The sequence below is a fragment of the Streptomyces sp. NPDC032721 genome, from assembly GCF_055579625.1.
Window position 1 is genome coordinate 13801 of record NZ_JBVIMX010000009.1, and the last position, 14346, is coordinate 28146.

General features: G+C 69.8%; 13 protein-coding genes. 6 read left to right on the forward strand and 7 right to left on the reverse strand.

The genetic code is table 11. From position 1 onward, the window contains the following. Positions 1-441 precede the first annotated feature (441 nt). Both ACZ5PB_RS19555 and ACZ5PB_RS19560 read right to left on the reverse strand, forming a co-directional pair. Positions 442-1275 carry an MBL fold metallo-hydrolase gene (locus tag ACZ5PB_RS19555; RefSeq protein WP_468692729.1) on the reverse strand — a complete coding sequence of 278 codons (834 nt, stop codon included), beginning with the start codon at positions 1273-1275 and terminating at the stop codon, positions 442-444. 177 nt (positions 1276-1452) lie between these two features. Further along, positions 1453-4164 carry a helix-turn-helix transcriptional regulator gene (locus ACZ5PB_RS19560; protein WP_468692730.1) on the reverse strand — a complete coding sequence of 904 codons (2712 nt, stop codon included), beginning with the start codon at positions 4162-4164 and terminating at the stop codon, positions 1453-1455. Between the two features lie 221 nt (positions 4165-4385). On the opposite strand from ACZ5PB_RS19560, the gene ACZ5PB_RS19565 reads away from it, so the two are divergent. The 4 genes from ACZ5PB_RS19565 to ACZ5PB_RS19580 all read left to right on the forward strand — a co-directional run bounded on the left by ACZ5PB_RS19565 (position 4386) and on the right by ACZ5PB_RS19580 (position 7893). Continuing rightward, the gene (locus tag ACZ5PB_RS19565; protein WP_468692731.1) at positions 4386-5891 is read left to right on the forward strand and encodes an MFS transporter; all 1506 of its coding nucleotides are present in this window, start codon (positions 4386-4388) and stop codon (positions 5889-5891) included. 65 nt (positions 5892-5956) lie between these two features. After that, positions 5957-6838 (forward strand): NmrA family NAD(P)-binding protein, encoded by an 882-nt coding sequence (locus ACZ5PB_RS19570; protein WP_468692732.1) that lies wholly within the window; start codon positions 5957-5959, stop codon positions 6836-6838. Continuing rightward, positions 6835-7251: a Dabb family protein gene (locus tag ACZ5PB_RS19575; RefSeq protein WP_468692733.1), complete on the forward strand. Its 417-nt coding sequence runs from the start codon at positions 6835-6837 to the stop codon at positions 7249-7251. The genes ACZ5PB_RS19570 and ACZ5PB_RS19575 overlap by 4 nt, the downstream gene beginning before the upstream one ends. A gap of 204 nt (positions 7252-7455) precedes the next feature. Continuing rightward, on the forward strand, positions 7456-7893 hold the full coding sequence (locus tag ACZ5PB_RS19580) for a Dabb family protein (protein WP_468692734.1): 438 nt from the start codon (positions 7456-7458) through the stop codon (positions 7891-7893). Positions 7894-8071: 178 nt separating this feature from the next. Here ACZ5PB_RS19580 and ACZ5PB_RS19585 read toward each other — a convergent pair whose 3' ends face one another. Next, the gene (locus tag ACZ5PB_RS19585; RefSeq protein WP_468692736.1) at positions 8072-8770 is read right to left on the reverse strand and encodes an alpha/beta fold hydrolase; all 699 of its coding nucleotides are present in this window, start codon (positions 8768-8770) and stop codon (positions 8072-8074) included. Between the two features lie 64 nt (positions 8771-8834). Further along, the gene (locus ACZ5PB_RS19590) at positions 8835-9431 is read right to left on the reverse strand and encodes a hypothetical protein (protein ID WP_468692738.1); all 597 of its coding nucleotides are present in this window, start codon (positions 9429-9431) and stop codon (positions 8835-8837) included. Positions 9432-9609: 178 nt separating this feature from the next. Between ACZ5PB_RS19590 and ACZ5PB_RS19595 the strand changes: the two genes are divergently transcribed. Beyond that, on the forward strand, positions 9610-9861 hold the full coding sequence (locus ACZ5PB_RS19595) for a hypothetical protein (protein ID WP_468692739.1): 252 nt from the start codon (positions 9610-9612) through the stop codon (positions 9859-9861). Positions 9862-10019: 158 nt separating this feature from the next. Here the strand turns inward: ACZ5PB_RS19595 and ACZ5PB_RS19600 are convergent, their stop codons facing one another. Next, positions 10020-10829, reverse strand: a complete 810-nt coding sequence (locus tag ACZ5PB_RS19600) for a DUF4253 domain-containing protein (protein WP_468692740.1) — start codon at positions 10827-10829, stop codon at positions 10020-10022. 95 nt (positions 10830-10924) lie between these two features. Here ACZ5PB_RS19600 and ACZ5PB_RS19605 point away from each other — a divergent pair, with 95 nt between their 5' ends. Beyond that, the gene (locus tag ACZ5PB_RS19605; protein WP_468692743.1) at positions 10925-11155 is read left to right on the forward strand and encodes a hypothetical protein; all 231 of its coding nucleotides are present in this window, start codon (positions 10925-10927) and stop codon (positions 11153-11155) included. Positions 11156-11261: 106 nt separating this feature from the next. Here ACZ5PB_RS19605 and ACZ5PB_RS19610 read toward each other — a convergent pair whose 3' ends face one another. Together ACZ5PB_RS19610 and ACZ5PB_RS19615 are read right to left on the reverse strand one after the other, a co-directional pair. Further along, positions 11262-11726 carry a GNAT family N-acetyltransferase gene (locus ACZ5PB_RS19610; RefSeq protein WP_468692745.1) on the reverse strand — a complete coding sequence of 155 codons (465 nt, stop codon included), beginning with the start codon at positions 11724-11726 and terminating at the stop codon, positions 11262-11264. Between the two features lie 236 nt (positions 11727-11962). Beyond that, complete coding sequence (locus ACZ5PB_RS19615; protein WP_468692747.1) at positions 11963-14299, reverse strand: ATP-binding protein; 2337 nt, start codon at positions 14297-14299, stop codon at positions 11963-11965. Between the last annotated feature and the right edge of the window lie 47 nt (positions 14300-14346).

The window sequence follows — 14346 nt, forward strand, 5'->3', positions numbered from 1 at the left end:
GGGCCGAGGACTTCTGGTGGGCGTACCAGACCCGCCTCAAGACTCACGGCGGGCTGGCCCCACCAGGGCGAAACGCGAAGGCCAGCTCCCCCGACCACTGCTCGCGCCCCGCCCAAAGAGACAGCGAGTCCACACCCTCACTGAGCAAGGCGACGCGTCCGACAAGAACGGTGTGCATGGAGCCGCGGTGGGGACCGCGGTCGCCGGACCCTTCGGGACCTTCCTCGGCGGTGCGATCGGCTACGTCATCGGAACCATCCTCGCCGAGGCGGTGGCCGAGGCCGTCGAGGACTGGTGAGCCGCGGCCCGAGGGCCGCGCTTCAAGGGGGAGCGGGGCCCCGGCTGGTGCCGGGGCCCCGCAGCGTGAGCGCCCACCCCGTCCCGCTGCCCCGCCGTACGCCGATACCAGGAGCGCCGTCGTTACGCGGAGAAAGCGCCTCTCTAGTCAGGCTGGTCGGGCCCGTCTTCGCGCTTGCTTCGTCGGGCGAGGTTCCGGACCTGCCCTTCGTGAATGTCGCTTGCCCACTCCCAGCCGGGTTTGGGCGAGACGACCCGTGGGTCGCTGGAGACCCGGGCGTCACGTAGGTCCTCCACATACGCTCGATCCCGTTGGATCCTTGCGCGTACCTCACCATTCCTGGCGACGGACCCATGTCCGGGGATGAGGACATCGACGTCGTCCGCTACGCCCTCCAGCAACTCCAGCCCGACGAGGTAGTCCTCAATCGGACTATCGGTGTCGTCGAGCATGGGTACGAAGACGTCGGAGAGCATGTCGCCGGCGATGAGAACCCGGCGTTCTTCGATCAACAGGGCCGCATGGCCCGGGGCATGCGCCGGATGCTCGATGAGCCGCACCTTGGGACCGTCCCAAGGAAGCTGTGCGGTTTCAGCAGGCAGTCCCGTAACGAGGCCGTACAGGTCGAGCGGTGTGTCCTCGGCGATTTCCGGCGGCAGTCCTTCGGCGACGCCGGCCCTCCAGCCCGCGTTCGACAGCACACCCCGCATGAAGTCCGCGCAGCGGGCTGTGCCGTAGCGAGGCGCTTCACCGAGTTCGGCGTGCCAGAGCACGTGATCCCAATCAGGATGCGTCGAGAACCCTGCCACCACGGGCCTGCCCAGCCCACGAAGGTCGTTCGCCAAGCAGGTCATTTCGGCACCGGTGATCCCGGCGTCCACGAGCAGCACGCCGTCCTTGCCCTGCACGACAACGGTGTTGTTTTCGAGCACCTCACTCTGGTGGATCAGCACACCCTCGGCGACTTGCCTCAGCATGGGTCCCTCCCCGTTTGATGCCCGCACCCTGCCAGAGGGCCTGGTGCACATCAACCCAACCGATACGGAGTTGCAGGTCGCGGAGTTCTCGTGGAGCCACCTCGGCCAGTGCGCGATGCCCCGCCCGAAGTCCTGGCGAAACCTGGACACTTGAACCCGGCAGCTCCGGGAGGTCCGTCACCGGAGATCGGGCATGTCCCTGAGCTGCCTGCGGGAGGTGATGCCGAGCTTGCGGAAGATGTTCCGCAGGTGGGCGTCCACCGTGCGCGGGCTGAGGAACAGCCGCCCGGCGACCTCCTTCGTCGTCGCACCCGCCGCGACCTGGCGCGCGATGTGTGTCTCCTGCATGGTCAGCTGGTCGTACGTGTGCCCGGAGCGGTTGCGGGCCACTTCCCCGGTCGCGCGCAGTTCGTCGGCGGCCCGTTGGGCGAAGGCCTCCATGCCGGTCTCCGCCAGGTGTGCGTGCGCGGTACGCAGGTGTTCGCGCGCGTCGCGGCGGCGGCCGGCCCGGCGCAGCCACTCCCCGTACCGCAGCTGCGCCCGCGCCAGGTGCGGGGTCAGTGAGCTGCCCGTCAGATGCTCAAGTGCCTCTCGGTGGTCGTCCTCCGAGTCGCTGACCAGCGCCCGCGCTCCCGCGGCCACACCGAGGGCGAAGCGGGTTCCCGCAGGTTCCGTACGCTCGGCCAGGGATGCCAGTGCCGCTCGTGCGGCGGCGCCCTCGCCGCACCGGACGGCGGCCTCCACCAGTTCGGGCAGCGCGATGCCGGTGAGGAAGAGGTCGCCGCCCGCCACCGCGCGCTTGGCGGCGGCCAGCGCGGCCGGGTAGTCGGCCAGGCCGTTGTACAGGACGGCGGTGGCCCAGTGGGCGTTCCCGGTCAGGTGCCCGGCCGGCCTGCTGGTCACCTCGGTGAACAGGTCGAGCACCTCCTGGCGGCGGCCGCGCAGCGCCGCCAGGTGCACCCTCGGGTAGAGCTGCGGCAGATCGCCGGTGGCGTCGGCGATCGCCTCCTCCTCGGCGATCGCGGCCATCGCCTGCCCGAAGGCGCCGGTGAACACCGTGGACAGGGCGAGTTGCGACAGACCGAGCCGGATGGTCATCGGCGATCCCGTGTCCCGCCCCGTCCGTACCAGCCACGCGACGATCCTCGCGTGCAGGTCCAGGTCCCACAGCTCGCCCGCGATCACCGTGGCCAGCGCGGGTGCCCGAGTCCATCCGGCGGTACCGTCGCCACCGTCACCGCCACTGTCTCCGCCATTGCCGACGAGCGCCCGCCGGAGCGCCGGTATCCCGGCACGGTGACCCTCGCTGTTCAACAGCACCAGCGCGCCGAGAAGATCCGTCGTTCCCGGGGCCGACGGCACCGTCCGGGCCGCTTCGAGCACCCGGTCCATCACTCCTGCCGCCTGTCCCACGGCGAGCCCCATCTCCAGTGCCGCGACGAAGCATTCGCGTGCGCGTTCCGGATCTCGTACGGCGAAACGCTGTGCTGCCCGCAGGATGAGTTCCGGTCCCCGCACGGCCCTGTCCGAACCCTGGCTGAAGGCGATCTGCCCGCGCAGCAACTCGACGGACGCGTGCTGGAGATCGTCCAGTGACGCGGTGTCGATGCTGGTCAGCAGCTCGCCCGCGGCGTCCGCCCGGCCCGCCGCGAGCGTGGCCCGTGCGGCGGCGAGCGCACGTACCCCCTGCTTTCCGGGGTCGAGCGACAGCTCCGCCGCCCGTTCGAGGAACGCGGCGCCGGCCGCTACGCCCCCACGGGCCTGGGCGCGCGACGCCGACGACTCCAGCTCCGCCGCGACCCGTTCGTCCGGTCCTGTGGTGGCCTGCGCACGGTGCCAGGCGCGCCGGTCCGGGGCTGCGACGGGGTCGGTGGCGTCGGCCAACGCCCGGTGTGCCGCCCGGAGTTGTTCCGGTTCGGCCGTACGGTAGGCGGCCGAGCGTGCCAGCGGGTGGCAGAAGCGCGTACGGGTGGCGAAGCGCACCAGCCCGGACGCCTCGGCGGCGGCGCTCGCGGACGGCACGCCGAGGCCCAGCTGCTGCGCGGCCGGCCACAGCAGGCCCGGGTCGCCGGTGGGATCGGCACTCGCGAGGATCAGCAACTGCCTTGCTTCCGGGGGCAGTTCCGCCATCCTGGCCTCGAAGCTCCGCTCGATGCGGCTCGCGACGGGGGACGGTGCCGGCAGGGCGAAGCCGCCCGCCTTCGGCAGCTCGATCAGGGCCAGCGGGTTTCCGCGTGCCTCGGCGAGCAGCCGATCACGTACCCGCACGTCGAGCGTCATGGCCTTGTCCTCGGCCAGCAACGCGTGCGCGTGCGCGTCGCTCAGGCCGCCGACCGTCAGGCCGGGCAACTCCTCCAACCCTCGTACGACTTCGGAGTCGCGGGCCGCGAACACCATCGCGATCGGCTCTGCCGCGACGCGTCGCGCCAGGAACGTGAGCGCCCCCGCGGACGCGGCGTCCATCCAGTGCGCGTCGTCGACGAGGCACAGCACCGGCCGCTGCGACGCGGCGGTCGCCAGCAGCTGGAGTACGGCCAGGCCGACGCGGAACGCGTCCGGGGTGCCGTCGGACAGCCCGAACGCGACGAGCAGGGAGTCGCGGTAAGCGGGCGCGAGCGACTCCAGATGCGCCAGTACCGGCACGCACAGCTGGTGCAGTGCCGCGAACGGCAGTTCCCCCTCGAACTCCGCCCCGGACGCCCGGATCACCTGGAACCCCTCCGGCACCGCACGCCCGACGTGTTCGAGCAACGCGGTCTTGCCGATGCCCGGTTCGCCGCGGAGGACGAGCACTCCGCCCCGGCCCTGTTCCGCGTCGCCGACCAGCGCGAGGAGGCGAGTGATCTCGTCGTGCCGACCGAGGAGGGTCCGGGAGGGCGTCGTGGACATGATCAGCACCCTAGCGGTGCTGCCGCCGCCCCGGGCGGCCGCCGGGTCATCGGCGACGACGGGCCGGTTCAGGCGGCCGCCGACGTACGTAGGTGATTTTCACCGACGCGAGCGAAGGCCGGTTCACGGGATCGTCAGGGCATGCACCCCGGGGAACCGAACCGACCACCGCCAGGAACCCACCACACCCACCGCTAGCCCCTCTTCGGAAGGACGGGACGATGAGCGACGAAACCGCCCCCACAGCCCTGCTCGCCCGCGCACGGCCGCCACGCGGAGTGGCGATGGCGGGCCTGGCGACCGCCGTGTTCCTGGTCATTCTCGACAGCGCCATGGTGAACCTCGCCGGGACGACGATCCGTGCCGGGCTCGGGCTGAGCGCCGCCGAACTCACGGTCGTCGTGGACAGCTACCTGGTGACGTTCGCCGGTCTGCTGCCGCTCGGAGGCCGTATCGCCGACGTACTGGGGGGCCGCAAGGTGTTCCTGACCGGCATGGCCGTATACCTCGCGGCATCGGCGTTCTGCGCACTGGCGACCAGCGGCACGATGCTGGTCGCCGGGCGGATCGGGCAGGGGATCGGCGCGGCGGCCGTGATGCCGGCCGCGCTGTCCCTCGTACTCGCCCTCTGGCCGTCGCCCGGGGAACGTACCCGTGCGATGGGCGTCTGGGGTGCGGTGGCGGGTCTCGGCAGCCTCGTCGGAGTCTTCCTCGGCGGCACACTGACCGCGACGCTGGGCTGGCAGTCGGTGTTCCTGATCCCGGTGCCGTTCGGCGTCGTCGGGGCGATCGTCGTGTGGCGTTCGCTGCCGTCGGCCCCCGGCGGCTCCCCCACCCCCGGGACCACCCGCGGTCCGGTTCGGTCCGCGAGGTCCCGCAGGCCCGGCAGGCCTGGCAGGCCCGGCAGGCCCGGCAAGTTCGACGTGCCCGGCGCTCTCACCATCACCGTGGGAATCTCCGGCCTCGCACTCGGCACCGTCTCCGCCTCCGAAGCCGGATGGACCGCACCCGGCACCGTCCTCGGCCTCGTGACCGGCCTCGCTTCCCTGGTGGCGTTCGTGTTCGCCGAGCGCCGGTCCGCGCACCCCCTGGTGCCGCTCGGCGTCTTCCGCAGGAAGCCGGTGGTCACGGCGAACCTGGTGGTGCTGCTGCTCGGCGCCACGCTCACGGGCCTGTTCTTCTTCCTGCCCCAGTACCAGCAGGACGTACTCGGGATGAGTCCTTTCGCCACGGGAATGGCACAACTCCCCATCGCCGGAACGATCATCGCGGGCAGCGTCGCCGCACCGCTGCTGGCGAGGCGTATCGGGCTGACCCGCGCGCTCCCGGTCTCCCTCGCCGTACTGCTCGCAGGCTTCCTGTGGCTGGTGCTCGACCCGACGGCCAGCGGCTTCTCCCTCAGCCTGCTCGGCGCGTTCCTGCTGATCGGCACCGGCCTCGGACTCGGCCTCGTCAATGCCACCGCGATGGGGGTCCGTGACAGCGCCGAAGACGAGTCGGGCCTGCTCAGCGGACTGATCAACGCGGCACAGCAGTTGGGCGGCGCGGTCGGGCTCGCGGCTCTCGCAGGGATTGCCATCGGCGCCGCGGGAACAGGCGGGGAGATCTCGTTCACCGCCGCCTTCCTCGGCGAGGCGGCACTGGTCCTCCTCGCCCTCGCACTCTCCTTCGTACCTGCCGCCCGGGCCCACCCGGCCCCGGCCCTTGCCACCGCGCACACGCACTGAACCCACCGAACCCACCGAACCCACCGAACGAACAGATCGAACAGAACTCAGAAAGGCACTCCACCATGAACGCACCCACCGTGCTCGTGACCGGCGCCACCGGAACGATCGGTACGGCCCTGGTCCCCGCCCTGCTGGCCCGAGGCGTCACCGTCCGCGCCATGATCCGCGACGCCGGCCGCCCCGTCCCCGGAGCCGAGAACGTCGTCGCCGACCTCCGGGACCCCGCCTCGGTCCGCGCCGCGCTGAACGGCGTCGACGCGGCCTTCCTCAACAGCCCCTCGGCCCCGGACGCCGCCGAACTCCAGATCCGGTTCGCCGACCTCGCCCAAGACGCAGGAGGACGACGGCTCGTACTGCTCTCCCAGTACGCGGCCCGCGCCGACTCGCCCGTACGGTTCCTGCGCTGGCACGCCGAAGTCGAAGCACACGTGGCGGACCTCGGGCTCGACCACACCGTGCTGCGCCCCAACCTCTACCTCCAGGCCCTGCTCGGCCTCGCGGGCACCATCGCCCAGGGCTTCCTCGCCGCGCCCATCGGCAACGCCGCCGTCAGCGCCATCGACACCAGGGACATCGCGGACGCCGCCGCGGCCGTACTGACCACCCCGGGACACACCGGCCGCACCTACACGCTGACCGGCCCGCGCGCCGTGACCCACACCCAGATAGCCGAGGCGCTGTCGGCCGCCACCGGACGGCACATCACCTTCCACGACACCTCCGCCGACCAGTTCACCGCCGCGCTGAGCGGCGTCCTGCCGCCCTGGCAACTCGGGGGCCTCGTCGAGGACTACGCCCACTACAGCCGAGGAGAGGCCGCCGACGTGCACTCGTCCGTGCCCGACCTCACCGGACGACCCGCCCGCGACCTCACCGACTTCGCCCGCGACCACGCCGCCGCGTTCGCCCCGGCCGTGCACACCGCCCGAGAGGAAGCCCGATGATCTACCACTGCATCCGATTCACCCTCAAGCCCGGCGTCCCGGACGCGGAGAGGACAGCCGGCCTCGCCAAAATGACCGAACACATCCACGCCATCCCGTCCATCAGCACACGTGTCGTCGGCCCCGACATCGGCGGGGAATTCGAGTACGGCGCGGTCACCTCGGTCGAGGACATCCCGGCGTACGAGGAGTACATGAACCACCCGGCGCACCTCGCCATGGACCGCGCCGGTCTGCCGCTGGTCGACAGGTTCATGTCGTACGACATCACCGACGACCCGGACCCGGAGATCGGCGCGAAGATCGCCGAGGTGCACCGGCGGCGCTTCGAGAACGTCCCGGACGTCGCCGAACTCGTCCGCGACCTCGACGAATACACCGGCAGCGCCGCACCCGGCAGAGACGGACACTGACGCCCAAGTCACGCGGGCAGGCAGCCGGTTGAGGCCCCCGCCACGACGCACGGCACGCCGTACGCCGCTCACCCCCTTCCGACGCGAAGAACACCCCGGTGGAGAGCCCCACACCGGTCAGAACCACACGAAGCAGCGACGGCACTTCGCCGAAATCGCCGTCATCCAGCGGGCGCTGTCAGCGCCCTGCCGAAAGGTCGAGAAATGATCTACCACCACAACCGCTTCCTCTTCAGGACGACCGCCACCGCCCGACAGCGCGAAGAGGCACTCGCCGGCCTGCGCCACCAGGGCGAGTCCATCGACGCGGTCGTACGGTACGTCGTCGGCAAGGACATCGGCGGCGAGTTCGAGTACGGCGCCGTCTTCGTCCTCAAGGACCTCGACGGCTACTGGGAGTACCTGACGGCACCCTCACACGCCCACACGGACCGGATCGGCCTTCCGCTGCTGGAGTCCTTCGTCTCCTACGACACCACGGACGAGGACGACCCCGACATCGCCCGCAAGATCGCCGACCTGCACGCACGCCGCTACGCCGCAGACCCGGCCCTCACCGGGCTGGTGGCCGCCCTACCCTCCTACACCGGCAGCAGCGCGCCGTCCCCCACCAACCCCGTGGGGATCGCACGGGAGCGGTAGGACCGGCACTGACGGCGCAAGGCCGACCAGCCCGCAACCGCATGGGACGCGGCTCGCGCGGCGGTCGGCCGCCACAGTCCGACCCGCAGGACCACTGGGCCCGGCACGCTAACGAGTGGTTGCGATCAGGGCAGTTGATACAACGCCGGCACAAAGCCCACGCAGCATGGACCTGCGGTCACGCCCCCGCTATGTCGAGGAGAACCTGCGCCAGCTCACGCGGCTGCGAGAACATCGGCCAGTGGCCGGTGTCCATCTCGATCAGCCGCCAGTGCCCACTGGTCAGCAGCTTGGCCACGTCGTCGCTCGGCTCGGGGTCACCCAGCGTGCACTTGACGTAAGTCGCCGGGAGGTCGCCGAGCGGCCTGTCCAGCACGGCGGGTTCGGTCAGCGTGGCACCCGGGTGCGGCGTCGAACCGCCCACGATCCGTGCGATCTGCTCATCGGTGAGACCGTGGCCCCCGAAGTGGGCCGCGGGCGCGACCGGCCAGAATCCTCCGTTCTCGGCGATCGACGCCCTCACCATCGCCCCACCGTCCGGCCAGTCGGAGACGAACGGTTCACCATCGGCCGGAACACTGGAGTCAAGGAAGACCACGTGCGCCAGTCGGTCACCGATCCGCCCGGCAGCCTGACCACTCGGGACACCCGAATAACTGTGGCCTACCAGAACGACTTCACGCAGGTCCTGGCGCTCGACCTCATCAACGATGTCCTGTACGTGGGTCTGCTGCCCGGCCGGCACGCCTTGCTTCTCAGCGAGACCGGACAACGTCAGCGGGTGGACACCATGGCCGGCCGCACGCAGATGCGGCACCACATCGCCCCACGCCCACGATCCGAGCCGTGCACCTGCAACCAGCACAAAGTTCGCCATGGCCGCACCGTAGCGACCCGACGACCGATCCGGAAATGCTTTCGATACACGCCCTAGTGCCACATCACCCTTCTGGCACGACGGCTGCACGGGCCTGACCGGCCAGCCATGTCTTCACCTCGGACCAGGCGGCTTGCTCCTCCGCCTCGGTTCCCCACCACCAGGTGAAGGGCGAGTAGTCGGAGATCAGCTCCTCCCTCCACCAACCGGCACTGTCAGCCAGGTGACGGCGGGCAACCGGGTTCGTAGCCGCCTCCCACAGGGCGAGCCACGGGGAGACCGAGGAACTCGCAGTCACACAGCTCTCGAACACCGCGCAGGCAGAGACGGGCGGCGACTCCGACCGCAGGGTCTGCGTCCACCACGCCTCCAGGAAGCCGGCCACTGCCCCGGCCTGCTCGCCAGGCCACTGCGACCACCCTGCCGCGGCCAGTCCGCGGGCCATGAGATCGGCCTCGTCCGCGCCCTCAGCGAGCACCGCAACGAGTTGCGGCAGAACCCGCCGAATGATCGCGGGCTGGTCATCCCAGTGGAAGGGATCCTTCTGTGCGACCCGACGGACAAGGTCCGCCGGGAGCGGGACACCAGGCGTCCGCAGCAGCTCGACCTCACCCACCTCGAAGCAACGGCCGCAGCCGCTCTCGTCCGGTTGAGCGGTCATACCGCTGAAGGTCTTCGCGACCCTTGCCACCGCCGCGGCAAGGACATCGCCATCCGGAGAAGTCACCGTGCATCCCGTCAAGACTCCAGCAGGCTGCCCTGGCCGAAGAGGGGGACGCTACCAGGTGACAACTCCCTCACCGGAACGGGGCGAACGTTGCTTGATACAGCCTGGAGCGGTGTGCGGGTGGACCGCCGACGCGGTGGCGGAGTGCGCTCAGCTGATCGCCTCGTACGGCCTCAACTTCGAGCTGCTGCATCTCCTGGTCGGCAGGGAGAACATGGCTCTCTCCCTGCACAACACCGCACACCGGGAGGACGCCGTGCTGGACGAGTACCTGGCCACGGTCTGCCGGCTCCGCGACGGAAAGATCGCGGGCATCGAGACCTATCTCTCCGACGTGCCCGGAATGAACGCCTTCTTCGTCTGACGGCTCCCAGCACGGGTCTTGACCTTCGATCGGCTCCTCGCTCCAGCGCGACCACGCCTCGGTTCCCTGTCATCTGCCTGAGCTGGGCGGGATCGGCGGCGGACACCGTGGAAACGAGGCGAGCAAGAGTCGTCTGAGGTCAAAACTCAAGCTCACGCTCAGTCCCACCAGAACTCCCAGCAGTTGAGGCCGATGAGCTCCGCGGCGTAGGAGGCCAGGCCCGGGTGTGCTCCCTGCCAGATGTTGTCGGGGCAGAAGGCGAAGTGTTCGGCGGCCACGGCCAGGGCGTCGTCGGTCCGGGCTGGTGGTGTGGCGATGCTGAGGTGGAGGGTGCTGAACCCGACGCCGATGACGCGGGCGCCGAAGCGCTCTTCCCAGCTGCGGACGACGGCGGCAAAGGCGGCGGTGTCGTTGTCGTAGTTGGCGGGTCCCATCCAGCCGACGGTGGCGAGGGCGTCGGCGCCGCGGGCTGCTGCGGCAAGTCCGAGTCGTGCGTAAGGGTTTTGGTCCAGGAAGCCGCGCGCGTACTGCTCGGCGATCTCATCGGCGTTCGTCGAGGGCTCGGGTGCGGGTGCGGGTCCTGGCCAGGTCGGGCCGAAGGGAGCGGTGACGGCGAGGCGTTCGTCGGCGGTGAGCTGATCGTCGTCTTCCTCGGTGGCGGTGTAGTTCCGCCACCAGCGCGCGAGGAGGGCCATGGGGTCGTGGTCCGCCGGGCGGGACATGCGCTCGGGCCACAGTTCGCCACAGCCCCAGGGGCGGAAGTCCGCATCCTGCGGATCCAGGGCGTCGAGCAGGAGCGGCCAGAGCCCTGAGGTGGAGTGGGCGGCTCGCAGCTGTGACCACAGGGCAATCGAGACCGGGGCATCGCTCAGCCACAGAGGCTGCACGCCGCCGTCGCCGTTGTCCGAGGTGATCATGCGGCCGGACGGCAGGGTTATGCCATGAGGCAGACGGGATTCGAGGTTCACGAGCGGATGCTAAGCCCGAGGTCTGACAACGGAGGACGGCGTGATGACTGCGCCGCCAGCGAGTCGACGCTGTTGATTCCGATTTGAGGCCGCTTATGAGCCAGTACGCGGAACGGATGGTGTGCCTGTTCGCGGAGTACGGGCCGCAATCGGCGGCCGCGAAGTATGGGCGGCGCGAGCTGCTCGCGCACCCGTTGTCGCTGATGGTCCTGGAGCAACTGGTGGCCGTCCGCACCTGGTACGCGCTGGCAGCACGGTGGAGCGGGGCCCCTCCGGCGTGGCCAAGTGCGGCGAGCGCGACGTGCGGCGGTCCCGTACGCAGATGAACCAGAGTGGCCAGCACGCGATCGACGAAGACCAGCTCGTGCTTCGGCCCGGCACCGGCCTCTCGCAAGACCACACATCCGATGAACCCGTGTGGTCCGTTTCAGGTCACGGGCGTGTCGCTCCGATCTGCCGGCGGCAGATGTAGAACAGCTCAGGGTCGCCCTCGTCCAGCCCGTGAAGCAGGCCGACCGGGCTCCACCCGGCTCGTTGGAGCAGCCGCTGCATCGGTTGATTGGAGACGTTGGTCGAGGTGAACAGCTTCGGGGTCGTGCACGAGGCGGCCACGGCTCCCAGCAACCGATGGCCAACGCCACTGCCACGGGCGGGCGGCGCCACCATCAGCATCGTGACAAAGCCCTGTTCGAAGAATGTGTACTCGACCACGCAGTAGCCGAGCGGGCCAGACGCATCTTCCGCTACGACCGCCAGTCCCTGCTGGCACCACCTTCGGATGCTCGCCTGCCGCTCGTCGTCACCGTCGATCGCGACCGCGTCGATGGCGATCAATGCGTCCGCCTCAGACTCACTCACGCGGCGTACAACGAACTCGCCCAGTCCCACTGCATCCATGCGGCCATGCTGTCACCTCGCACTCGCACCAGAAGACGCCCCCGCCCTCTCTCGCGGACCACGTCGTTACCTCGGCGCTCCCCCTGGAGGGTCACCGTCGTAAGGACAAGATCTTGCCCTCCGGCCGTGCGGCGGGCCCTTGCCTAGAGCTCGGGGCCCGGTCGGGGCACAGCCGGTGGAAGGAGCGGCTGGTACCGCGCCAGTTACCAAACATCCTCGCCAGGGCAAACCGCTCTTCAAGTCGGATCACCCCGACGCTGAAGGATCTCCAGGGCCTCCGAAAGACTCTGCGAGGCCTCCTCGGTGCGGCCCAGCCGGGCGAGCGGAATTCCGTACGTCATCAGGAGTTCGGCGAGTGCAGCTCTGGCATCGTCTCTCTCGCTCACAGCTCTGCGGCGATGGAGTTCGATCGCTGAGGCGAGCGCCTCTGCGGCCTCCGTCAGATCTGTGTCGTCCACGGCGTAGTGGATCAGATCTCTTCCCGTACTCGTGTAGAGCCTGGCCGCGAGGGCCTCGTCGTTTGCCTTGAGGTAGAGGTCGGCGGCTCGCCGCAGGCAGAAACTGCCCCGACGACGCTCGTTGTCACCCCACTCGCGCCAAAGGAAAACGCCGAGCCGATGCGATGCCTGTGCCGCAAGTGCGGTCTCCCAATGCCCGTCCCCCGCTGCGCGCGCACATGTCACGGCCTCCTCGAACCGAGCGACAGCCTCCGCACACCGGCCGGCGCCGTACAGGGCCCCAGCGTGGTTCTGCATAGCCAGGGCTGCCACGCTGGGACTCGTCTGGGAGAGAACTGCCAATGCCTCCTCCAGGACGGGGATGGCTTCGTTGTACCGTTCGGCACGGTCGAGCCCCACGCCGTAGTCCATCAGGGCCACTGCCATGCGGTGCCGGTCGGGTCCCAGCCGCAGCAGTCGTACTGCTTCTTCGGCCATGCGCAGTGCTTCTTCCAGCTGACCGTCATCGCCCAGGGCGGCAGCGAGGGCGCGCGCTGCCTGGCCTTCGCCCGGCTGGTCGCGAAGCGCGCGGAAGAGCTGCGTGGCCGTGCGCCCGGCATCGATGGCTCCCTCCAGGTCGCCCACCGCGCGAAGGGAGTCACAGAGTTCGACGTGGGCATAAGCGGTTCCATGCGCGTCGTCCAGAGCCTGTGCGGCCCGCAGGGCCAGTTCGGCGGTGGCGCGCCGTTCCTCCTGGTGGAGGGTCATTGCCAGGAACTCCGTCAGCGCCATGGCCAGGTCCCGGGCCAGGTCCATGTTTCCCGTCGTGCCCGCGAGAGATACCGCGGCGAGCAGGTTGACCTTCTCGGCCTCCAGCCAGGCGAACGCCCCGGGCCGGTCCTCGAAGCCGTGGGGCGTCAGGTCCTGCCGGTTCACGACGTAACTGCCGGCTGCTGTCGTGCGCTGCACGTAGTACTGAAGGAGCTTCCTGGTGTCCTCGGCCATCGTGGGCTCTGCCCCTGCACGCTGCCCGGCGTAGAGCCGCACCAGGTCGTGCACCCGCCAACGCCCCCAGACGGCGCCGTGTTCGACAAGGTGCGCACGGGCGAGCGCCTGTAAGCGCTGCCCGGCACGGATCTCTGCTTCACCGATCACATGGGCGGCCGCAGCGGTGGACAGGTCCGGGCCCGGGTTGAGCGCGAAGAGACGTAACAACCTGGCCTGGATCGCGTCCAGTTGTTGATACGACAGGTCGAGGGCAGCCCCTACGGCTCGATCCTCGCGCTCCAGCTGGTCCAGGCGGTGGTGCACGTCCGAGAGCGACCGGCGCAGGGAGGCGAGCGGACGTCGGGGTGAATCGGCGAGCAGGGAGGCTGCGATGCGCAGGGCCAACGGCAGGCCGGCGCACAACTCGGCGATCGAGGCGGCTTCGTCAGGGGCGTCGGCCACTCGGGTGTCCGCGCTGCCTCTCGCCAGGTCGAGAGCACTGCGCAACACCTCCACGGAAGCCTCCGTGCCGAGGACGCCGAGGTCGTGGAGGCGGGCTTCCACTCCCAGGGTGTGGCGGGAGGTGACCAAGGCTGCCGTACGGCCGTCGGTGGGAAGCAGCGGGCCGAGCTGTTCGGAGTCGGACACGTTGTCGACGACCACCAGAACGCGCCGGTCCCGTTCGGCGAAGGCTGCCAGGACGCTGCGGAAGAGGCGGGAGCGGCCGGGCAGGTCATCGGGGATGTTCTCCGCGGGCATACCCAAGGAGCGGAGCAGGCCCGCCAGAGCGTGTGCGGGGGTGAGCCGGCGGTCGGAGTCGTAACCGAACATGTCGACGAACAGCACCCCGCCGGGAAACCAGCCCGGCTTCTTCAGGACCCGGTCGGCGGCCTGGAGCACCAGCTCGGTCTTGCCGACTCCCGCCATACCGGACACGGCCACCGGCACGCTCTGATGCGGACTCCCTGCGGGCGCCAACTGCCTTACCAGCGAGTCTATGTGGGCATGCCGACCCGCAAAGGCGACAGAGGCACTGGGCAGCCCAGAAAGCGCCGGAGTGATTTTCGCGGGCAAGCGCACGCTGATCTCGCCGCCCTGGAGGACGGTGCCGAAGACGACGCTGTCATCGACCTCGTTCGATACGTCCATGGTCCACTCCTCCCCGATGCCTCGAACACTCGCAGCACAAATCATGG

Coding starts and splice junctions, on each gene's coding strand:
- ACZ5PB_RS19555 (WP_468692729.1), bottom strand. CDS start 1,275: ATGCTGAGGCAAGTCGCCGAGGGTGTGCTGATCCACCAGAGTGAGGTG.
- ACZ5PB_RS19580 (WP_468692734.1), top strand. CDS start 7,456: ATGATCTACCACCACAACCGCTTCCTCTTCAGGACGACCGCCACCGCC.
- ACZ5PB_RS19590 (WP_468692738.1), bottom strand. CDS start 9,431: ATGACCGCTCAACCGGACGAGAGCGGCTGCGGCCGTTGCTTCGAGGTG.
- ACZ5PB_RS19615 (WP_468692747.1), bottom strand. CDS start 14,299: ATGGACGTATCGAACGAGGTCGATGACAGCGTCGTCTTCGGCACCGTC.
- ACZ5PB_RS19610 (WP_468692745.1), bottom strand. CDS start 11,726: ATGGATGCAGTGGGACTGGGCGAGTTCGTTGTACGCCGCGTGAGTGAG.
- ACZ5PB_RS19570 (WP_468692732.1), top strand. CDS start 5,957: ATGAACGCACCCACCGTGCTCGTGACCGGCGCCACCGGAACGATCGGT.
- ACZ5PB_RS19565 (WP_468692731.1), top strand. CDS start 4,386: ATGAGCGACGAAACCGCCCCCACAGCCCTGCTCGCCCGCGCACGGCCG.
- ACZ5PB_RS19560 (WP_468692730.1), bottom strand. CDS start 4,164: ATGTCCACGACGCCCTCCCGGACCCTCCTCGGTCGGCACGACGAGATC.
- ACZ5PB_RS19585 (WP_468692736.1), bottom strand. CDS start 8,770: ATGGCGAACTTTGTGCTGGTTGCAGGTGCACGGCTCGGATCGTGGGCG.
- ACZ5PB_RS19575 (WP_468692733.1), top strand. CDS start 6,835: ATGATCTACCACTGCATCCGATTCACCCTCAAGCCCGGCGTCCCGGAC.
- ACZ5PB_RS19605 (WP_468692743.1), top strand. CDS start 10,925: ATGAGCCAGTACGCGGAACGGATGGTGTGCCTGTTCGCGGAGTACGGG.